General features: G+C 42.3%; 23 protein-coding genes. 14 read left to right on the plus strand and 9 right to left on the minus strand.

The window, feature by feature from the left end; all coding sequences use genetic code 11:
* The first annotated feature begins 387 nt into the window (after window positions 1-387).
* The 7 genes from V7K27_RS25730 to V7K27_RS25760 all read left to right on the plus strand — a co-directional run bounded on the left by V7K27_RS25730 (window position 388) and on the right by V7K27_RS25760 (window position 6,423).
* Entirely contained in the window at window positions 388-1,437 is a 1,050-nt protein-coding gene (locus V7K27_RS25730) for a hypothetical protein (RefSeq protein ID WP_334948990.1), read from the plus strand.
* A 113-nt stretch (window positions 1,438-1,550) separates the two neighbouring features.
* Entirely contained in the window at window positions 1,551-2,375 is an 825-nt protein-coding gene (locus tag V7K27_RS25735; protein WP_334948992.1) for a hypothetical protein, read from the plus strand.
* Window positions 2,376-2,424: 49 nt separating this feature from the next.
* Window positions 2,425-3,129 carry a hypothetical protein gene (locus V7K27_RS25740; protein WP_334948994.1) on the plus strand — a complete coding sequence of 235 codons (705 nt, stop codon included), beginning with the start codon at window positions 2,425-2,427 and terminating at the stop codon, window positions 3,127-3,129.
* Window positions 3,126-4,730, plus strand: a complete 1,605-nt coding sequence (locus tag V7K27_RS25745) for a hypothetical protein (RefSeq protein ID WP_334948996.1) — start codon at window positions 3,126-3,128, stop codon at window positions 4,728-4,730. Before V7K27_RS25740 ends, V7K27_RS25745 begins: the two co-directional genes overlap by 4 nt.
* A 117-nt stretch (window positions 4,731-4,847) precedes the next feature.
* Complete coding sequence (locus V7K27_RS25750) at window positions 4,848-5,417, plus strand: hypothetical protein (RefSeq protein WP_334948998.1); 570 nt, start codon at window positions 4,848-4,850, stop codon at window positions 5,415-5,417.
* Window positions 5,418-5,591: 174 nt separating this feature from the next.
* Entirely contained in the window at window positions 5,592-5,831 is a 240-nt protein-coding gene (locus V7K27_RS25755; RefSeq protein ID WP_334948999.1) for a hypothetical protein, read from the plus strand.
* A gap of 334 nt (window positions 5,832-6,165) precedes the next feature.
* Window positions 6,166-6,423, plus strand: a complete 258-nt coding sequence (locus V7K27_RS25760; protein ID WP_334949001.1) for a hypothetical protein — start codon at window positions 6,166-6,168, stop codon at window positions 6,421-6,423.
* A gap of 101 nt (window positions 6,424-6,524) precedes the next feature.
* Here the strand turns inward: V7K27_RS25760 and plsY are convergent, their stop codons facing one another.
* From plsY to V7K27_RS25780, 4 genes are all read right to left on the minus strand, one after another.
* Complete coding sequence (gene plsY / locus V7K27_RS25765; protein WP_334949003.1) at window positions 6,525-7,205, minus strand: glycerol-3-phosphate 1-O-acyltransferase PlsY; 681 nt, start codon at window positions 7,203-7,205, stop codon at window positions 6,525-6,527.
* A 119-nt stretch (window positions 7,206-7,324) separates the two neighbouring features.
* Window positions 7,325-8,599 carry a DUF3086 domain-containing protein gene (locus tag V7K27_RS25770; protein ID WP_334949005.1) on the minus strand — a complete coding sequence of 425 codons (1,275 nt, stop codon included), beginning with the start codon at window positions 8,597-8,599 and terminating at the stop codon, window positions 7,325-7,327.
* A 137-nt stretch (window positions 8,600-8,736) separates the two neighbouring features.
* The gene (locus V7K27_RS25775; RefSeq protein WP_334949007.1) at window positions 8,737-9,123 is read right to left on the minus strand and encodes a DUF3119 family protein; all 387 of its coding nucleotides are present in this window, start codon (window positions 9,121-9,123) and stop codon (window positions 8,737-8,739) included.
* A gap of 153 nt (window positions 9,124-9,276) precedes the next feature.
* A complete protein-coding gene (locus tag V7K27_RS25780; protein ID WP_334949009.1) occupies window positions 9,277-10,071 on the minus strand; it encodes an MlaE family lipid ABC transporter permease subunit in 795 nt (264 codons plus the stop codon).
* Window positions 10,072-10,605: 534 nt separating this feature from the next.
* Here V7K27_RS25780 and V7K27_RS25785 point away from each other — a divergent pair.
* From V7K27_RS25785 to V7K27_RS25800, 4 genes are all read left to right on the plus strand, one after another.
* Window positions 10,606-10,902 (plus strand): hypothetical protein, encoded by a 297-nt coding sequence (locus tag V7K27_RS25785; protein ID WP_334949026.1) that lies wholly within the window; start codon window positions 10,606-10,608, stop codon window positions 10,900-10,902.
* Window positions 10,903-11,550: 648 nt separating this feature from the next.
* A complete protein-coding gene (sppA, locus tag V7K27_RS25790) occupies window positions 11,551-12,372 on the plus strand; it encodes a signal peptide peptidase SppA (RefSeq protein ID WP_334939491.1) in 822 nt (273 codons plus the stop codon).
* Window positions 12,373-12,474: 102 nt separating this feature from the next.
* The gene (gene aroH, locus V7K27_RS25795) at window positions 12,475-12,888 is read left to right on the plus strand and encodes a chorismate mutase (RefSeq protein WP_334825997.1); all 414 of its coding nucleotides are present in this window, start codon (window positions 12,475-12,477) and stop codon (window positions 12,886-12,888) included.
* 145 nt (window positions 12,889-13,033) lie between these two features.
* Window positions 13,034-13,612, plus strand: a complete 579-nt coding sequence (locus V7K27_RS25800) for a hypothetical protein (protein WP_334949011.1) — start codon at window positions 13,034-13,036, stop codon at window positions 13,610-13,612.
* A gap of 104 nt (window positions 13,613-13,716) precedes the next feature.
* Here the strand turns inward: V7K27_RS25800 and V7K27_RS25805 are convergent, their stop codons facing one another.
* From V7K27_RS25805 to V7K27_RS25815, 3 genes are all read right to left on the minus strand, one after another.
* Window positions 13,717-13,902, minus strand: a complete 186-nt coding sequence (locus V7K27_RS25805) for a hypothetical protein (protein WP_229460353.1) — start codon at window positions 13,900-13,902, stop codon at window positions 13,717-13,719.
* Between the two features lie 569 nt (window positions 13,903-14,471).
* Window positions 14,472-14,606 carry a hypothetical protein gene (locus tag V7K27_RS25810; protein ID WP_334949013.1) on the minus strand — a complete coding sequence of 45 codons (135 nt, stop codon included), beginning with the start codon at window positions 14,604-14,606 and terminating at the stop codon, window positions 14,472-14,474.
* A 13-nt stretch (window positions 14,607-14,619) separates the two neighbouring features.
* Window positions 14,620-14,925, minus strand: a complete 306-nt coding sequence (locus V7K27_RS25815; protein WP_334949015.1) for a papain fold toxin domain-containing protein — start codon at window positions 14,923-14,925, stop codon at window positions 14,620-14,622.
* 291 nt (window positions 14,926-15,216) lie between these two features.
* On the opposite strand from V7K27_RS25815, the gene V7K27_RS25820 reads away from it, so the two are divergent.
* Window positions 15,217-15,447: a hypothetical protein gene (locus tag V7K27_RS25820; RefSeq protein ID WP_334949017.1), complete on the plus strand. Its 231-nt coding sequence runs from the start codon at window positions 15,217-15,219 to the stop codon at window positions 15,445-15,447.
* A gap of 72 nt (window positions 15,448-15,519) precedes the next feature.
* Window positions 15,520-16,344: a SirB1 family protein gene (locus tag V7K27_RS25825; protein WP_334949019.1), complete on the plus strand. Its 825-nt coding sequence runs from the start codon at window positions 15,520-15,522 to the stop codon at window positions 16,342-16,344.
* A gap of 361 nt (window positions 16,345-16,705) precedes the next feature.
* Here the strand turns inward: V7K27_RS25825 and V7K27_RS25830 are convergent, their stop codons facing one another.
* Together V7K27_RS25830 and V7K27_RS25835 are read right to left on the minus strand one after the other, a co-directional pair.
* Window positions 16,706-17,149 (minus strand): SRPBCC family protein, encoded by a 444-nt coding sequence (locus tag V7K27_RS25830; protein WP_334949020.1) that lies wholly within the window; start codon window positions 17,147-17,149, stop codon window positions 16,706-16,708.
* A gap of 27 nt (window positions 17,150-17,176) precedes the next feature.
* Window positions 17,177-17,305 carry a hypothetical protein gene (locus V7K27_RS25835; protein WP_334949022.1) on the minus strand — a complete coding sequence of 43 codons (129 nt, stop codon included), beginning with the start codon at window positions 17,303-17,305 and terminating at the stop codon, window positions 17,177-17,179.
* 175 nt (window positions 17,306-17,480) lie between these two features.
* Here V7K27_RS25835 and V7K27_RS25840 point away from each other — a divergent pair, with 175 nt between their 5' ends.
* Window positions 17,481-19,133, plus strand: a complete 1,653-nt coding sequence (locus tag V7K27_RS25840; RefSeq protein ID WP_334949024.1) for a mechanosensitive ion channel — start codon at window positions 17,481-17,483, stop codon at window positions 19,131-19,133.
* Window positions 19,134-19,396 lie beyond the last annotated feature (263 nt).

Genomic DNA, 19,396 nt, shown 5'->3' on the forward strand with positions numbered 1-19,396 from the left:
TAGTTCCCTCCCCTTTATAAGGTAGAGAAAATTTCGCACAGTTCCTTGTAGCTTGAAAGGGGAAACAAGAAATCTAGTTCCCTCCCCTTTATAAGAGGAGGGTTAGGGTGGGGTAAAACCTTGGTTAATCAGCTATTTCAGACTTGTATGTACACCGTAGCCTTTCCAAGGGGGGAACCGGAATCAAAGTCCCCCAATAGAATGTTTTGCTACCGACAAGAGGACTTTTAAAACATCCTCTAAACTTCTGACAAACCAACAAGAAGTCTAAAAAACAGTTTGGTAAGGTGCGTTACGCTGTCGCTAACCCACCGAAAGCATCCAGGATGGTGCGTTAGGAATGTAACGCAGACTACGAAATCTAAAAAAACAGCCCATAAACTCAAAATGCAACTTGCTATTCAACTAATTTTTGCCCAAGTAGGCATTGATCAGATTGTCGATAATGGGGCCGCAACTTCCCGAAGTATTGCCGCAGGTTGGGACAAACAATGGCTAGATTTATTACAAAATAATACCAGTAATAATTTGTATGGAGCGCTGACCAATCTGGGTATTTTTTTTGCGGTAGGAACCCTGTTATTTTTTATGATACAATTCCTCAAAGACTTAATATCCTACGAATATACCCGTCCCATATCAGCTTTGATTTGGCCTTTTATTGTGGTGATCCTCTTAAATAATTCCGGCAATGGAAGTATCCTTTCTAATCTGACACTAGGAGTGCGGAATTTTCTAAACACTGTGAATCAACAAGTATTGGTAACGGCAGATGCAAATAAAATATACCAACAAGCACTGAATATGAGTGTTGCCGAAGAAGTAGCTGGTTCTTTCTTGCGTCCTTGTCAGTCGCTTACTGGCCAACAACAAAGTGAATGCTTTATCAAAGCTGCGGAAAAAATCAACACTCTCTGGCAGAAATATAGAGATACTTATGGAAATAGAAGCTGGATAATTAGACTACAAACTAAGGTCGATAATATCAGATATGGCACTGGCATTGTATCAGAAAGTTCATTTAATTCTTTATTAGGTTCTACAGTCCAAACAAGTATCAAAAACTTTTTAGTTTCCTTACAATATGCCTTCCAGAATTTGATAGAAGCGACTATGTTGCTGATAGCGGCTTTAGGGCCTCTGGCTGTAGGTGGGTCTTTACTGCCTGTAGCTGGTAAGCCTATTTTTGCATGGCTGACCGGATTTTTATCTATTGGAATCGCCAAGATTTCATTCAATATTATTGCTGTGCTGACTGCCTCAGTTATTGTGAATGGGCCGGGTCAAGATGTTAATGTTGATCCAGATTTAATGTGGTTCATAATTTTTCTGGGAATTTTAGCACCAATTTTATCGTTACTTGTGGCTGCTGCTGGCGGTTTTGCAGTCTTCAGTGCGATCAGCAATACGGCTTCTTTAGTAAAGGAGAGGATATAGGAAATTGAAAATTCCAAATGAATAAACTCAATTTTGGCAAGTGTCGTAACTAGTGACTATATGCAAAACATCATATATAGTAGCTGAGGTTTTTTTCAGAAGGAGATCAGGAAATGGTGCGTTTACTCGAAAAAAGACAAAGAACGGGAAGTGTCTTAACAATTTTTGCGATCGCTAGCTTCAGTTTACATATATTAGTTTTACTTTTATTCTTATTCCAAGGGATAAATATTCGCCAACTCAGTCTGAGAAAACCTCCCAACTTTGTGCAATTAATCGATGGTAAACCAGTAGGTAATATTGATGATTTAGCAAGACAACCAGAAGCAATTCGCCAATTTGTCAGCAAAACAATGATATCAATGTTTAGCTGGTCTGGAACCTTACCACCACAAACTATCGAAGAAGTTGCAAACCCAAAATCAGATTTAGGAATTCTGATTCAAACACCTCAAGGGAGTAGCCAAAAAATTAGTACCACCAGTTGGGTAGCTAGTTTTGCATTATCAGAAGACTTTCGCAAAGGTTTCTTAAGCACAGTTGCAGAAATGACACCGCCAGAAGTTTTCTCTGAAAATCCCGACCAAATTATGACATCACAATTAGTTATTAAGCGGGTTTATCCACCAAAACAAATTGCACCAGGTAAGTGGCGAGTGGGTATGGTAGCCGACTTAATTCAAAAGAATCGAGTTGGTGGTGCAAAACTGATAACTCCTTTTAACAAAGATTTCCTTGTACGTGCAGCAGATTATTTCGGGAATCCACAAGGCGACAATGGCACAAACCTGCAAAAAGCAATTTATAGTGTCCGGGCTGATAGATTAGAAATTTATGAAATTCGTAACTTATGTTTGCTAGATGACTACAATAACCTGAATGAAGATAAATTAAAGCAGTGCGGTTCTGGACAAACATCTGATAGCTTTATCAGATAATCGATTCTAAATTCCTGGCTGATAATTCAATTTATATAATTAATTATTAATGCAATTACTCAAACCAGAAAATCGGAAAAATAGCCCATTACCACTTTTGGTAGTAGGAACATTCGGCTTACATCTATTTACCTTGCTTTTACTAATATTTAACGGGTCTATGTTACAACAGTTAAGTAGGCAACTAACACCTCAAAGTTTAGTGCAACTTGTTGATGGTCGGACTATAACCGTAGACCCCCAACCAAATTTAGGGCGGCAGCCAGAGGCTATTCGCCGCTTTGTGGGTGAAACTATGAGCTTAATGCTTACCTGGTCACAACAACAGCCGCCAACACAAGTCTGGGAAATTACCTCTCAACTGGTAGCTGATGATTTTAAACAAAAACTTAAGTCACAACTTACTAACTTAAGTCCAGATAGCCAATTTGAAAATGTTAATAGAGGAGCGGAAAATGTATTAGTAATCCAAAAAATTTCTCAACCTACAGAAATAGACAATGGAAAGTGGAAAGTGGATATAGTTGCCAATCAATTAGTTTTTAGCAGTTATGATAAGTTGGGAAAATCAGTTCCCTTTAATAAACAAATTTTAGTTAGAGCAATAGATCAACCAGCAACTTCACTACCAAATGCAGCACTACCATTGCACTTCGCAGCTTACCGCCTTGGTGAAGCCAGACTAGAAATTTATAATATATGTGAAATCCAAGATCAAAATTGTTCTGTAAATCCAAACCAAGCTCTACCATGACTAGATACCCAATTCCGACGGAAACTCCTCCCCAAAATGGATTTACTCTAACCACGGACGATCACCAACCAGAAGTAGAATCTTTAAATTGGGAATCACAGATGTCAAGGTTAGTCGGCTTTGAACAAGAATCTTCTACCGATATCCAAGGATCAGAAGGCTCTGTAACGGCGCAAGAGTTTCTTTCTCAACCACAAGAAGTTCAGACTAAGGAACCCTTCTCATCTAATCCGTTTGCAAAGTTAGCCTTGGTAGGAGCCGCTACCTTAGCGATAGTTTTGGTAGGTGGTGTGTTTTTGTCCAAGTTGATGAGTACCAGCAATCAAAAGCCAAAAAATATTGTTTCTCCAGAAGCGCGATCGCAGCCTATTTCCCCTTCTAACTCTCAACAACTAGGAGCTGAAGTAGATACTCTGAAAACGAAATTAGCCCTGACTGAACAAGCACAGATGGTAAAAGCTGCCCAACAACAGCTCAGAATTGCCAAATCAACGCCGACAGTAGCCTTACAAAAACCCTCAGTTTCTTCCAGAGATCGAGAGAAAGTGATCCCAACACCCGCACCCGCACCAACAGTTTACGTACCTCAGACAGTACCAGTTGAGCGCGTTGCTCCCCTACCTTTGCCATCACCCCAGGTAGTAAACACTCAACCAGTAGCCAATATAACTCCCCCAGCTCCACCAAGCCCACTTGAAGAGTGGAGAAGATTAGCAAAGCTAGGTAGCTATGGTCAAGTAAATACTAGCAATCAACCGATCGCAGCTGCTCCTGAACTTCCAAACAATTCGCAGGCGCAGGAACAGACACCAAACCCCAATCCTAAACAAACCACTCCTCCTCCTGAGGTGAGCCAAGCGCAACCGCAGGGACAGAAAACCGTAGCAGTCGGGAGTAGTGCTCAAGCTGTGTTAGCAACAGCGATATTTGGCGAAACTACTACCAAATCAAACGGTGGTGGTGAAGAAGGCGAAGATAAAAACGTATTTGTGATCCGATTGAAAGAAGCGCTAAAATCTACGGATGGTGCGATCGCTCTACCTGCAAACACCGAATTTCTAGCTGAAATTCGTTCCCTTTCCGAACAAGGTCTTTTGCAGATGAACGTAGTTAAAGTTATCTCCCATGATAATGGCAACCTTACAGAACGCAGCTTATCCAACAATGCAATTATTCTTCGCGGTACTCAAGGTAAACCTTTAATCGCCAATAAATTTCCCAATCAAGGTTCATCCATAGCATCGATGGATGCAGGACTATTCATTTTGGGAGGTATTGGTAAAGCAGCAGAGTTAGTAAATCTCCCTGATACTCATCTCCAAGCAATTTCTAGTCCTATAGTTCCCACTAACACTGACGGCTCTACCAACCCACAAACTTCACAAGCACAAGCACAAGCTTATACTTCTTATACTACTGTCACTGAACCCAGACGCAACCTTGCGGCTGGAGTTCTGGAAGGTGGTTTGAACTCTGTAGTACCCCAAATTGCCCAACGTAATCAACAGGCGATCGCTCAAATGTCACAACAAACTAATGTTTGGTTTTTGCCAGCAGGCACAAATATTGAAGTATACGTTAATCAACCAACTCAGTTTTAGAAGGTAGGATTTATACCAATTTTAGATTTTGGATTGGGTAATGGTAATTGGTAATTAGTTTTCTTTCCATCTTTCTATCTCCCCTTGTTCTATCTACCAATCTCCCCATTTGCAACCATGAAAAATAATCCTAACTTGTCAGGAAATACCCCACATAATTCTTATTTCCTACCTATAGCTTCCTTAATTTTTTCGGTTGCTATGTTCTTGTTAGTAGGCCGTGCTGTAGCTAATAACGCCGTTCTGCGTTCCATATTTTCCTGCCAAGCACAGGGTTTAGGGGGACTAATACCTACGATCACGGTTTGGTATCAAGAAGGAACAAACTTAAGCTTTATTCCGGCTGGAGAAGTAATTAAAAAAGTTTGGTTAAACGATCCATCACAGGTAACTATAGATTTTGATGGGCCAGTATGCATGCAATTTGGTCAAGAAGCTAATAGTAGTTCAGGAGATTGTAAAAACTCCGCAGCGAATGTAATTCAACTCAGACGAATTAAAAAACTGGACATTCCTGGACTTCCTCCTACTAGCAATACACTTTTAACAGTTGTTACCGAAGGACAAGGTAGAAACAAGTTGTATACTTTTCGAGTGCTATATGGAACAGATAACCCTGAATATCATACTTTAGCAATTTTTCCCGATTCTGGTCAGGAAGGATCTTGCGTGAGAGTTTCACAATAAACTTCTAGCAAAAGTACCTAATGACGACCACTGAAGTTTCCCCTCCACAAAAAGCGCAGTGCTACACCTTCACTGTTACCCGACATCTTTATAAATCTTCAGATAAAAACTAACCACAAATTTGAAATTCATGCAAATATAAATATAAAGAAAAGCTTAAGAGGTTACAGACTCATGGTCAGTGCCAAAATCATGCAACAGCTCTGGGCTGTAATCGAGTCTACTCAGGTCAACACCCTGCTCCAGTTTGAGGATGCTGCTTTAGTACAATTACTCCTCCAGCAGTTAAAAGTTAAGCAGGGAATTGATGCTCAGGCAGATAGCACCCTCAATACTTATATAAAATCTAAACTGCCCCTGATTCGGGATACAGCTGAAGGTCGATTATCCTTCGGGCAAGGCGGCAATCATTAGCACGAGAAATCAAATGATTGCTCATTGCCAAGTATACGCTCAGAGGATGTTTGAAAAGTATTGGGCGAATAGAATGAGACTATTGGTAAATTTACTCTCTTGTTAAACCCCCCATCCCTAAAACCTCAGTGAGAGCGTTGCTTTCGGGCCCTGCAATAAATTGCGGGCTAATAGCTAAAGTACGTTGAAACGCACTGAAATTAAAGGAATTAAGATGGATTGGGGCTGATGGGTTAGACCCCCGATCAATTCCCAACAGTCTCATTGTATTCGCCCGGTGAGTAATAAATTAGACTTTTCAAACAACCTGTCAGAGTTCAAACAGTTGAATATTATGAATCACTGGCTAGTAATTGCCCTGATAGCTTATCTAATTGGAGCAGCGATTGAAGGGATGAGTACAGCCAGTCAGCTATCTCATTCAGTGCCAGAACTAGCTAAAAGTACACAAGCTGATCCTTCAGAGTCTGCCACTGGGAATAGTTCAAGTTGGCGAGTTGTGGCCGCGATCGCCTCAGTAAGTATCTGTGGAGCTTTTTTCTGGCCTTGCCGCCTTTTCCACCGTTTAATTAAAGGTAACGTTCGTTCCTAAACCTAGCCCCGACTGAAGCACAGGGGCAAAATATATCTATTTGTGGTTGGTCACACAATTTTGGATTTTAGATTTTAGATTGAAAAGAGTAATTAAGTCAATTAAGCAGTTTGTTCTGGTTCTGCCGCTACATTTTGCCCAATTTTTGGCTCCGTTCCCGCAAGCAGCCGTTGAATATTAGTGCGATGGCGGAAAATCACATATAATCCACCGGCAATCCCAAACAGAATATAGGGTAAGGGTTGATGCAAAATTACCATCAAAATGGTAACTGCGATCGCACCTGCAATTGAACTCAAAGAGATAATCCGCGATATCGCCACAACGACGGCAAACACACCTGCTGTTGCTAAACCCACCTGCCAACTCATTGCCAACAAAATCCCCAAGCTGATAGCAACAGATTTACCACCGGTAAAGCCCAAAAAAATTGATTTACTATGTCCCAGGATGGCAGCTAACCCAGATATTGTTACTACCCACGGTTGCCACAGTTGTGCATCTACCGTTGGAGGGATATAATTTTGAATCTGGGCAAAATTGAACAACCAGTAAACTAGAGCGATCGCTAATACTCCCTTCAAGGAATCAAGTACTAAAACCAAGGCTCCTGCCCCTTTCCCTAAGGTTCTTAGTACATTAGTTGCGCCAGTGGAACCTGAACCAACTTCTCGAATATCAATACCCTTTAGCTGCTTCACAGCAATGTACCCAGTGGGAAAAGAACCCAATAGGTAAGCTGTGACGACAATTACCCCACACAGAGTTAACCAAATAGCCATAATACAATTCAAAATTCAAAATTCAAAAAAGTCAAGAGTAATAGTTCCAAATCACATACCTCTTGACCAATGACCAATGACTAATGACTAATGACCAATGACCAATGACCAATGACTAATTAAAAGTCATCATCATAGTTTCTCACTATTTTGGGGTCAGGAGCAAAGGCTAACCACAGGGGAAATTGCAGCAGTGACAAACTGATTTGTTCTTCTGAATCATCAATGATAATTAAGGGCAGTTGATTGGCTTTTGTCAATCGGTCTGCTTTCTGAGCGACAGCATCAGACGCCTCAAATAATACCACACCTCGGTCTGGCCCGAAATCTGGGCGACCGATTCCCAGACAGTCTTGCAAGCCGCGCCGCCATTCACCTAATCGCTCCGGTGTATTAGCTAAGACTAGGGTACGGACGCGATCGCCATACAGCTTGTGTAATATCGAAATTGCGGCTGAGGCAATCAGAATATTCTGTAAGCGGCTACCCATTGTCCGCAAACCACCCCGTCCCCCTTGGGTAAAAAACCAGTTCGAGACTCGTTCAGCGTGGATTGGTTCAAAAGTGCGACGCAGTTGCCACGCCGGGCCGTAGTAATCTGGTTTATTGCGGTATTGGTCAATTAGGCGGCGAATTTGCTTTGTAGTATCTTGAAACTGCTGTTGGGCAAATTGCGGTATTCCAGGTTGGGGTTCAACTGGTTTAGCTTCTTTTACAGGTAGTTTTTCTCGTTCCACCACACTTGGTGTCAGTTGCAACTGTTCAGCAGTAGAGGCCAAATCCTGTAAGCTACCCGTGAGATAGTCTTTAAAACCCTGCACCCGAATTGCCAAGTCTTGAGATGCACCAGCAAAAGTGGTTCGCATCTCGTTGCGAATACGTTCTTGACGGCGTTCTAGTTGTTCTACAGAAATTTGCAGAGTTTGTTTGCGTTGTTCTAACTGCACCAGCGACTCTTGCACGAGTCGTCCTAGTGATGTTTGAGTTTCACTTACTTGTCCCTGAAGGTTTTTGTAAGAAGCTTGCAGCTTGGCTATTTCTGACTTGAGAGTTGCTTCGGCGCTCTGCAATTCTGCCACTCGCTGCTCTGCTTCTGCATATAATGAATTATTTTCTGCTCCTATTTCTGACCCCAGTGCGACATTTTCCGCTTCTAACTGCGCTACAAACTCGCCATTTGAATTTTCTGTTAGCTCTACAGTCGAATCTACCACTTCTGCATTGGAGATGAGTGGCTCAAAAGTTGTGTAGTCTTCTGACGAGCTAATGGCTCCTGCTTCTACCACTGACTCAACAGATGAATTTACTGGATGAACAAATGCATTATTCTGTTCTTGTTTTTCTGCCAACCGCTCATCAATTGGTTCTGGGGTTTGAGATGCCTCTGAGTTCATAAACAATAGTGTAATTCCGATGACGCGAATAAATAGCTTTCACAAATATTACAATTGACCTGCGATAAAAGTCCTGAGTCATCAGTGCTGAGTTATGAGTTTAAAGCAAAACGACTCAGCACAGATAGCACTCAGCACTAAAGACGCGGACAACGTTGTTCTAAGCAAGTTTTCAAGGTGTTTGGGTCAAATAAAATCGGCAAAAAGTGAATACTTTTAATTTCTTTAAAGTAAAACAGGATGGGGACTACATTCCAAAATATCCGCCAGTTTTGCCATTCCTGGTAGGGAAAGCGCCGAATCAATTTTTCCCCTCTGTAAATATCTAAGTTGCTGGCGGTAAATTGCAAACGCAGCGTTAACGCCTGAAACATAAGAAACAAACCAAATAGTGTGAAAATCAAGCCTACCCACGGTTGTACTAACAGTAGTGGAATAGCGGTAATCACTAACACTATAGGTATATTGTAGCTAGGCTTGAGTTCCACAGTTGATGTGGAGTTAGAAACAAATGAACTGGTCACAGTCTTAAATCCTGCTTTATTTAGTAGGCATCTCTCCTATTTTAGGAGTTAGGAGTTAGAGACGCGATTAATCGCGTCTATACAGGAGTTAGGAGTTAAGAGTTATGAGTTAAAACTCCTCACTCCTAACTCTTAACTCCTAACTTATCAGTTTTATAGGCTTAGGAATGCACTACCAGTCCCCTGAAACATTAACCAAGAAAGAAAGAAATTGCTAACAAATATAATCATCAAGGCAGTCACAACCGCAGTTGTGGTTGACTGTCCTACACCTTTGGCTCCTCCTGTTGTCGTTAACCCCCAACTGCAACCAATTACAGCGATTAAAATGCCAAAGCAACACGCCTTAATCATGGCGCTAAAAATATCCCAGATACCAAGAAAGTTACGGGCTGAGTCTATAAATACCGTATCAGACAGGTTGTAGATATTTGTCGCAATGATGAATCCCCCGAACATCCCTGTTACCAAAGACAAGAGGGTTAAAATTGGTAGCATTAAACAGCAAGCAAGGACGCGGGGGATAACTAGGTAATCGATTGGATCTGTTCTTAACATCAACATGGCATCGATTTGTTCTGAAACCCGCATGGTACCGATTTCGGCTGCAAAGGCAGAACCGACTCGCCCAGCCAAAACCACTGCTGTCAACACGGGAGCGAGTTCTCGTGTCAACGCTATAGAAAGAACTCCGCCGATAACATTTCCTGCGCCAAAGTTGATAAATTCCCGCGCCACCTGAATGGTAAACACCGCCCCAACGAAAATAGCCGTCAAGAGGGCAATAAATAGGGAATCTGGACCAACTGCTGCCATTTGTTCTAAGGTGTTGCGCCGATGGATTTTGCCCCTTAATAGGTGAACTAGTACTTGCCCACCCAGAAAAATCGCTGCCAGCAGCCGCTGACTCCATTTTCCTAAACTGGATTCGGATGTAGTCTGGTTCAATGTTCTGTAGCTAACTCGGTAACTGCCTTAAGAATAGCGGAAGTCAACCCCTTCGGGGAATTCAAAATTCAAAATTCAAAATTCTTGCATTACAATCTCCATAAATAAATTTACTTGCTCTGTATCCTTTTATGTTTTGGGCATGGGGCATGGGGCATGGGGGAGAATGAAAAAATGAAAAATTACCTCTTTCCCCTCTGCTCCCCTACTCCCCACTCCCCACTCCCTACTCCCCTAAAAAGGCTAAACATTAACTTAGATTAAAGATGCTCTCAGAAAATGAAGCTGTTATTAAAGGTGCTGCAAACTAATAAATAGGTGCTAGCCTTGGCTTTAACCTAGATTTTGCAAGGGTTTTGTAGATTGAAGTCATTTTTTATATCTCCAGCATCTGCTGTAACTGCTAGTCGTTTATTTTAATGAAAACTTAAGATTTTTGACAGATTCTCTGCTCAGGAGCGATCGCACGTATTGTAGAAAATGACAAACCACTATCGGGCTATTGTCATCTCTACTCACGGAGTTTGTCTTCAAATGACTATTTTCACCAACTTTCTCCGCTCCCTACTACTCACGATCATTTTTAGTTTTGTCGCTCCCATGTTCCTAGTTGGCGGCGGATTGCTCCTTCTATCCCTCATCGGTAACATCCCTGCCTTACAAGAGTTAACTGAAGCGATCGCTACTCAGATTATCCTTTTTCTCGTCACCTTTGGCAGTGGAACTCCCCTACGCGGATTATTTGTGATTAGCTTGACCTGTGGTTTCGTCGGGGCACTGTTTGATATGTACGCTCATTATCGGTATCAAATTTTACGAATTGATTCCTAAGTAAGAGAAATAGCTGCCTCAAATGCTCATGGGCTGTACAAGAGAGGAAAAAGTGATATTTCCGAAAGTGAAAGTACTACTGGTTTTAACCTAGACAGGGATTAGTGTTGCTGAATGAATTTTTATTCATTAAATTGAGTAACGAAATTATTGATTAAATACTTATTATTTATTAATTAAGTAAGTGGGTCAAATCAAATATAAAACCTCACCCTGCCTCCGGCTTCCCTCTCCGAACTCACGGAGGGGGATTGAGGGTGAGGTTTGATCTTATGTTTAATTACGCCTACTTACTGACTGACTACTAGTTCAGGTGTGTAGCCCTAGCAAATTAATTCTCAAAAAGTGCATAAAGATAGAATCTCAAGGGTTTTGGAATTTTGAATTCCGCAAAACAGCTAAAATAGTCTGTACTAAATCATCACGTTGAACGCTAAACTAGAGTTTGGCATTTTGTGTTAGCTGCAATCTTTAAGGACTTGATTAGGATTCATTGAGAATATCAAATAAAACTCACTGCAAAATATAAAAATTTCCTTAAAATCGCGATCAGCACAATGCCTGCTCATGTTTCTTAACAGAGTAAAGCAGGGCGTCTGACCGTTGGGCATCTTATATTGAATTTATTACGAGGTATGTTGACAACTCATGGTTTGGCCGTTTAAGCCCAAGTTTAAAAAACAAATTGCGCGGATTGAAATTACTGGTGCGATCGCCGGTGCTACTCGCAAACGCGTCCTAGAAGCCCTAAAAACTGTAGAAGAAAAAAAGTTCCCGGCATTATTGCTACGTATCGATAGTCCTGGCGGTACAGTCGGAGATTCTCAAGAAATCTACAGCGCCCTGAAGCGTTTGCGCGAAAAAATCAAAATCGTCGCCAGCTTTGGCAATATTTCGGCTTCTGGAGGAGTCTACATCGGCATGGGAGCCGAACACATCGTCGCTAACCCAGGTACAATTACGGGTAGTATCGGTGTGATTCTGCGTGGGAATAACTTGGAACGCTTGCTAGAAAAAATCGGTGTTTCCTTCATGGTAATTAAGTCTGGTCCTTACAAAGACATTTTGGCTTTCGACCGGGAACTGACTCAACCAGAAGCAAACATTTTGCAAGAGTTGATTGACACAAGTTATCAGCAGTTTGTCCAAACGGTAGCTGATGGCCGTTCTTTAGCAGTCGAAACGGTGAAAACTTTCGCCGATGGTCGGATTTTTACTGGACAGCAAGCCCTAGAGTTGGGTGTTGTAGACCGCCTGGGCACAGAAGAAGATGCCCGTCGTTGGACAGCAGAACTGGTCGGTCTTGATCCGGAAAAAACTCTCTGCTATACCCTAGAAGAACGTAAACCTTTATTGAGTCGCGTTCTACCAGGGAGTCGTCAGTTTTCATCAGGAATTGGGGCTGGTATTGATTGGCTCGAATTTGAAATGTCTACTAGTGGTTTACCGTTGTGGTTATATCGACCCTAATATGAGTTAGGAGTTATGAGTGAGGAGTTATGAGTTAAAAATCTTAACTTCTCGTTCTTAAGTCCTTGCTCCTGACTTTTCTGTTTTAAGGAGGATTTTGGCGTGGAGTGGCAAATGCGGGCGATTCGCGGAGCAACAACCGTTTCAGAAAATACCGTTGAGGCAATGCAAGAGGTAGTGACAGAACTACTAGATGAACTGGAAAACCGGAATCAATTCCAGCCGAGGGACATGATTAGTGTGACTTTCTCAGTGACACGGGATTTAGATGCTATTTTTCCAGCTGCGATCGCTAGAGCGCGTCCTGGTTGGGATAATGTGGCCATGTTGGATGTGCAGCAAATGCACGTCGAAGGTAGCTTGCAGCGCTGCATTCGGTTCTTAATCCATGCCTATCTACCAGCCTCCGCCTCAATTCATCATATCTATTTACGCAACGCCGCTAGTTTGCGTCCCGACTGGAGTTTGCCCCAATCATTACAAGCATCACAGCCAGCAGTTAAGTCAAAAGTGTAAAATACTCAGATTAATAAATATATGTCAAAAACAGCATAAGTTAAGTTACCACATTAGTAACGCTCGTGATCTTGTGGTAAAGCAGTACTTTGAGGTTGATTGTGGGGCAAACTATATCTAATCAATCCCAGTCCAAAGGTTTAATATGAGCAATTTCGCTGAAACTGTAAAGCATTTTTACTCTCAAGGCTACCCAAGAGTTTACGATCAGGGTGAGTTATTAAATATTGAATCACTCCCGATATTCCAACCCAGGTCTTTTCATGTTCATGGGCTAGCTCTTCCAAGAGTAGAAAATCTCAATCAAGAAGAGTTTGCTTCTGTTGATGACTATGATCAATGGGTACGTCAGGTAAGGTTTAGTTTTCATCTTGAACGTATTCAAAAATGGCTTTACGATATGCAGGACTCTTCAGCACTAATAGCACCAGATAGTTTCTGGGAAGCCTATAACTTCTATAAGAATACGATTGAGGCAGCAGATATTGGAAGCGTTTTTGGTTTGAAAATCACGATTCAAGGAGAAGATACACTAGCCGTTCGGGTAATAACAGATGGGGAGCATGGATGGCTTGAAGTCTTTGATGGATTGGGAAATAACCTTGGGGCGGCACGGACTCTTGTTTGTCCCGTTCCTCCTGGTAGTGGAATTGCTTGGCGAGCAACCAATGTAATTCGTGAGTATGTTCGCAAAAAACCTCGGTTTCCACCAGAACTTTCCTAGATCAATTAAATAGTAAGTAAACTTATACATACCTTTCTATAATTCTTGCGGATGTAGCAGTTTAACGCTTTCTAGCTGCAAGTCCTAAATCAACCAGCCACACTTCACCAGGTTTCGGGTTCATCAATCAAATCCAATACTTCTTGTTCAACCACTCTCGAACGAAGAATATCTAGAGCATCCTGATCTGCCAGTTCAATAATCTCTGCAAGGCATTGCCGCACTTGTTGAGCAATATCAGGTTGCCATTGGCGTAGTTTTGTGTCGAGTTCTTGGACTAAAGCATCCATTTCAAGTTTCTTTTAATCTTGAGTTCCTGAAACTATAGGACTAGTATTTGATTTCTGAAATGCACGTAGTGGACTGTCAGGGCTTTAATAGTGCATTAGACGTAGGTTGGGTGGAGCGGAGCGCAACCCAACATATAAGTACCTGTGCAAAATTAATTTCATACTAACATCGTCTGAAATGCCTGTAAAACCGTCATTCTAGGTTAAATAGATGTGTAAATAATTTTGCCTGACTACTTATCAGGATGTTGGGTTACGCAAAGCCTCCACCCAACCTACAATTTTTTTGCAATCATTTTAGCCATGACAGGCTACTACAAGACTACCGAGATTTTTTCAGAAATCAAATATGATTCCTATACTATCAAGTTATTCGTTGTATTCGGTTGAAGTTCTTTGGAATCTTCTGTTTGAGTGAATTCGTCAAATAATTTGAAAAACTGCTCTAGTGCAGTGTGCTCATCTTGGTAAAAAAATAGAATAATCTGATCCCAGGTATGATCAGAACTTACAGGAAATCTCTGCTGAATCCAAGTTTGAAATTCTGAAAATTGCTGTTCTTGTGATGTTTAAGGAATTCCTATCTGGCGACGGGCAAAGCAGTAACCTGCTAGAAAAGTGCGGAGGTTGGATATAGAAGCTCGTCCCAAATACATGGCAGGACGTTTCTGTATATTGTGGATTAGGTCATACAAATCAACCATGTGTCCCTCCAACTTAAAAATTGGTTTCGGTGATTTGGAAATTGCCGCCTAAATCTTGGGCAGGGCAGTATAGGTTATTGATCCAGTCTACTCTGGAAATTCCTTCAGGATCTATATTGTCAAAGATGAGTTCTTGTCCATCAATTTCAACGGCGATCGCTTCATGTCGCCCATTAATGGAAATGTTTTGTCGGAGGCGTTCATGGTAAATGTTGCAGAAGGGGTCTTCTGTGCTACCTGTAAAGAGGCTAACCTGTTTGCCAGAAATCTTTTGATCAATGAGGAATTGGCGCAAGGCGATGCCTACGGCGGGCTGCACCTACGCACAGGGAACACATTCAAAAATCTGGAATTGTGCAGCGATCGCGCTTAGTTGACTGTGAAGGCTAGCCTTGGTCATGATGTAGTTTTGTCAGCCTGCGATGTCTATGATGGGCTAGACCTACGCTGCTCTCGAATTACCAAAGAAAATTAAGATAGAACACTTAAAATCAAGTCGTGAAAACGTCAAACAGGTTCAGCATTTTAAACCGATGCGTTAGCATTGAGCGTAAAAGATGCTGCTGGCATGGTATGAGTGAATTATTATAACGATGAGTAAAGGGTAATTATGGAACAACAAACTTTTGAAGGAACATGGGAGGAAATTCTCCTGCGTGCTTCTGAACTGACTGGACGACGAGTAAGATTAATAATCCTGACTAATGAAACCTCAAGTTACCCATCTACTGATACCTTAGACAACTCGTTGCAAGGAAGAGTCGGGCAAGTCAATTTTCAGCCATCAAACTTGTCTGAACGTACAAAAGAAGCTTTTACAGATATTTTGTCAACTAAGTAGGTACAAAAAACTGTTTTCAGTTCAGCCAAGCCGCTCTCGCTTCATCCTCACATTTCCACCGAGCAACAGCCTATGAATTTCTCGTCAGCACGACAATATTTTTACCAGGAGATTCAGCAGTCTGACGAACACATTGACCTAGCAAAGGCAGCTTTGTATATTGCACAAGAAGAATATCCCAATCTAGACCCAGAAGAATACCTCAATGCTCTCGATACAATGGCATGGGAACTTCAAGAACGCCTGCCTTCTTCACGATATCCTTTGCGGATAGTTCAAAGTATTAATCAGTATCTCTACGATGATTTAAAGTTTTCTGGTAACAAAAATGACTATTACGACCCGCGCAATAGCTTTTTCAATGATGTAATTGACCGCCGATTGGGGATTCCCATTACCTTAGCACTGGTTTACCTGGAGGTCGCCCGACGGATTGATTTTCCGATGGTGGGTGTGGGGATGCCAGGGCATTTCCTAATCCGCCCGGATGTTCCAGACATAGAGATTTTCGTCGATGCTTTCAATGGTGGTGAAATAATATTTGCTCAAGATTGCGAAGAACGGCTGTCTCAACTTTATCAGCAACCTGTGACGCTACAAGCAGAATTTTTAGCCGTAGTCAGTCATCGGCAATTTTTGGCCCGGATGCTGACAAATTTAAAATTTATTTATATCAAACAACAAGATTTAGAAAAAACCCTAGGAGCGGTTGAACGAATTTTGTTGCTGTTTCCTAATTTAACTTTAGAATTGCGCGATCGCGGTTTGATTTATTATCACCTCGGTTACTACCCCCAAGCTGTAGACGACTTACAAAATTATTTAGCAAAAGTTCCTGACGCCGAGGATGCATCTGTGATTCGCCAGTTACTTGCTAAATTAGGTAAGAATGCTTGAATCAAAAATGCTGTGTCAGCACTATATTGACACAGCAGTGCTTTGGTGAACTACCCCGCCGTAAGACGGACGTAGCTCTCCCAATTCATTGGGAATAGCCATCAATTACTCCGTAGTTTTTTTGGTCTTACATTCCCTCCTCTTGTCAGGAATCCTGGTTCCCAAGACCCAAATCTTTCTCTTGCGACATATACTTATTAGCTTGGTTTTCGCTTATAGCATTGATGGTCAAAATATTAACTATCCTACCAGAAACCCGTGGGGATTCGTCATACATCTGGAAGAAATAAGAGTCACAAAACTTAATTACGAATTACGTTCGCGTAGCGTGCCGGAGGCTCTATTACGAATTACGAATTATTTAATCTTGTTCTTCTGCGACTCGTTTGAGGCGGCGCAGTTGGGCTTGCATATCTTCTTTTGTCCAAGATGCAGCAAAGGTGTTGAAACCCCAATTCACTAAGGGGTTAGGGATATCGTACTCAAAGCGATTGAGTAGGCGGGTTCCCTTTTCTGTTGGCTGACATTCCCAGCGATCGCGCCCTTGAAAAAATCCCTGAAATTCCCAGACTATCAAACCCGGTTCTCGTTGCACAACTACGCTATTCAACGTGGGTTTCAGTAGAGGAATTTGAATGATAAAACGACTTTGACTGCCAACATCGGTACTCCAAGCTTCGCCCACAGGTTCGCAACGGAGGACGGGGTTGAGCCAACGGTGCATGAGGGTTAAATCGCTAATACACCGCTCCACTACCGTAGCTGTAGCATTAATTTGAATCGATTGTGACAAAACTTGGGACATTCCACATCTTTGATGCTGTTGCTGCAATTAGAGTAACGCAAAATTCTGGGGAGGGGGGAGTGGGGAGTGGGGAGTGGGGGATGTGGGGGATGTGGGGGATGAGGGGGATGAGGGGGATGAGGGAGTAGAGAAGAAGAAGTATTGATTATTGAACAATGCTCAATGCACAATACTTCGACTTCGCTCAGTACAAGTGCCCAATGTCAAATATGAGTAACAAACTCAAAAATTAGTCTTGATATCAATATATGTATGTTTTTACTGTTAAATTGATAGGCGAAACACTGACTCAGTGTTTGCGGCGAATACTTAAGCTTAATTCCCGAAAACCATGAACACAACTTGGCAAGGAATAACCCAGGTGATAGGAGTTGCTTTGTCTACGAGGGGGCAGCCATTTTTGGCACAATCGCCCAGCCTGCAATCGGCGCAACCAGCAGTAAATCAAGGAATTGCTGATGTGCAAGGTATTGTTCAACAGTTGATTTTGTTTACACCCCGTCTGCTGGGGGCGGTAGCAATTTTGTTAGTAGGTTGGCTAATTGCAGCGATCGCAGCGTCACTGACGCAAGCAATTCTCAAGCGCACAAATATAGATAACCGCATTGCCGCAGGGATAACGGGTCGTCAAGATGTTCCCCAAGTGGAGAAATTAATCTCCGGCTTAGTCTTTTGGATCATTATTTTGTTGACGGCGGTAGCTGTTTTACAGACATTGGATCTGGAGGTCGTCTCTCGACCTCTGAATAATTCTCTCGATCAACTTATTGGCTTTTTGCCAAAGTTGGTTGGTGCGGGAATCCTTTTAGGAACCGCCTGGTTTTTGGCGATCATTGTGAAGATTATCACTGTGCGCTCATTACAGGCATTTAACCTGGATGAGCGTTTGAATCCAGAGCCAGAAGACAGCGCACCCAGCCTCAATCAGCTGTCTCTGAGTGAGACAATTGGCAATGCTCTGTATTGGTTTATATTTTTACTGTTTCTTGCCCCAGTTTTGGATACTCTCGGACTCAGGCAGGCTCTACAACCAGTACAAGCTCTAATTACAGAAGTTCTGCTAATTCTGCCGAACATTTTAGCGGCGATCTTAATTGCTGTAGTTGGCTGGTTCATCGCTAATGTAGTACGGCGGATTGTCACGAATTTACTGGCGACAACTGGTATCGACCATTTAGGTAGTCGGTTGGGATTATCTACGACTGCGGGGGTGCAACCTCTATCGAGTATTCTCGGCACAATTGTCTATGTTTTGATTTTGATTCCTGTGGCGATCGCAACGCTGAATGCTTTGCGAATTGATGCGATATCAGTGCCGGCGATCGCCATGCTGCAACAGATTCTCAATGCTCTACCTGCCATCTTTACAGCCGTGGCAATTTGGATTGTGGCCTATTTCGTGGGGCGGTTTGTCGCGGATTTGGTTACAAGTATCCTCACCAATTTAGGCTTTAATAACATTTTCACTCTTTTGGGTCTGACAACACCCAGCAGACGAATCATAATTTCAACACAACCAACAGTTGAACCGACTCCAACCCGCACGCCATCGGAAATTGCAGGCATTGTTGCTTTAGTGGGTATCATGCTGTTTGCAACGGTGGCGGCGGTGAATATCCTGAATATTCCAGCCCTGACAGCATTAGTGTCTGGTATTGTAATCATATTCGGGCGGATTTTGGCGGGATTGGTGATCTTTGCCATTGGCTTATTCCTCGCAAATCTGGCTTTTAACATCATTACCAGTTCCGGCGAACGTCAGGCACAGATATTGGGTCAGGTGGCGCGGATTGCGATCATTGCCTTAGTCTCTGCAATGGCACTGCAACAGATTGGAGTTGCCAGTGATATTGTAAATTTAGCCTTTGGACTTTTATTAGGTGCGATCGCAGTTGCTATTGCCCTAGCTTTTGGTCTTGGGGGGCGAGATATTGCACGAGAGCAAGTTCAAGAATGGCTAAACTCTTTCAAAGGTAGAAACTAAAAGTTGATGAAGGCGCAATTTCGTTTGTAAAGAAAGGAAAGTGCAGCCCTAAGCATCAATAGTGGAGAAAATCTATCGGCAATTGTGCCTAAAAGGTTGAAAGTTAGAGCTTAGAAGCTCGGAGTTTGAGTATAGAACTTGACATTTCGAGTTCAGAAGCTCAAGTTCCGAGTTCAGAGGTCGAAGTTCCGAGTTCAGAGGTCGAAGTTCCGAGTTCAGAGGTCGAAGTTCCGAGTTCAGAGGTCGAAGTTCCGAGTTCAGAG

The organism is Nostoc sp. (assembly GCF_036919575.1).
Taxonomy (GTDB): domain Bacteria; phylum Cyanobacteriota; class Cyanobacteriia; order Cyanobacteriales; family Nostocaceae; genus Nostoc.

What these genes read in the sequence shown, in the direction of transcription:
- V7K27_RS25785 (WP_334949026.1), top strand. Translation starts at nt 10,606, where the DNA reads ATGACTATTTTCACCAACTTTCTCCGCTCCCTACTACTCACGATCATT.
- V7K27_RS25820 (WP_334949017.1), top strand. Translation starts at nt 15,217, where the DNA reads ATGGAACAACAAACTTTTGAAGGAACATGGGAGGAAATTCTCCTGCGT.
- V7K27_RS25830 (WP_334949020.1), bottom strand. Translation starts at nt 17,149, where the DNA reads ATGTCCCAAGTTTTGTCACAATCGATTCAAATTAATGCTACAGCTACG.
- V7K27_RS25735 (WP_334948992.1), top strand. Translation starts at nt 1,551, where the DNA reads ATGGTGCGTTTACTCGAAAAAAGACAAAGAACGGGAAGTGTCTTAACA.
- V7K27_RS25810 (WP_334949013.1), bottom strand. Translation starts at nt 14,606, where the DNA reads ATGGTTGATTTGTATGACCTAATCCACAATATACAGAAACGTCCTGCC.
- V7K27_RS25800 (WP_334949011.1), top strand. Translation starts at nt 13,034, where the DNA reads ATGAGCAATTTCGCTGAAACTGTAAAGCATTTTTACTCTCAAGGCTAC.
- V7K27_RS25755 (WP_334948999.1), top strand. Translation starts at nt 5,592, where the DNA reads ATGGTCAGTGCCAAAATCATGCAACAGCTCTGGGCTGTAATCGAGTCT.
- V7K27_RS25745 (WP_334948996.1), top strand. Translation starts at nt 3,126, where the DNA reads ATGACTAGATACCCAATTCCGACGGAAACTCCTCCCCAAAATGGATTT.
- V7K27_RS25750 (WP_334948998.1), top strand. Translation starts at nt 4,848, where the DNA reads ATGAAAAATAATCCTAACTTGTCAGGAAATACCCCACATAATTCTTAT.
- sppA (WP_334939491.1), top strand. Translation starts at nt 11,551, where the DNA reads ATGGTTTGGCCGTTTAAGCCCAAGTTTAAAAAACAAATTGCGCGGATT.
- V7K27_RS25740 (WP_334948994.1), top strand. Translation starts at nt 2,425, where the DNA reads ATGCAATTACTCAAACCAGAAAATCGGAAAAATAGCCCATTACCACTT.
- plsY (WP_334949003.1), bottom strand. Translation starts at nt 7,205, where the DNA reads ATGGCTATTTGGTTAACTCTGTGTGGGGTAATTGTCGTCACAGCTTAC.
- V7K27_RS25730 (WP_334948990.1), top strand. Translation starts at nt 388, where the DNA reads ATGCAACTTGCTATTCAACTAATTTTTGCCCAAGTAGGCATTGATCAG.
- V7K27_RS25805 (WP_229460353.1), bottom strand. Translation starts at nt 13,902, where the DNA reads ATGGATGCTTTAGTCCAAGAACTCGACACAAAACTACGCCAATGGCAA.
- V7K27_RS25840 (WP_334949024.1), top strand. Translation starts at nt 17,481, where the DNA reads ATGAACACAACTTGGCAAGGAATAACCCAGGTGATAGGAGTTGCTTTG.
- V7K27_RS25760 (WP_334949001.1), top strand. Translation starts at nt 6,166, where the DNA reads ATGAATCACTGGCTAGTAATTGCCCTGATAGCTTATCTAATTGGAGCA.
- V7K27_RS25825 (WP_334949019.1), top strand. Translation starts at nt 15,520, where the DNA reads ATGAATTTCTCGTCAGCACGACAATATTTTTACCAGGAGATTCAGCAG.
- V7K27_RS25770 (WP_334949005.1), bottom strand. Translation starts at nt 8,599, where the DNA reads ATGAACTCAGAGGCATCTCAAACCCCAGAACCAATTGATGAGCGGTTG.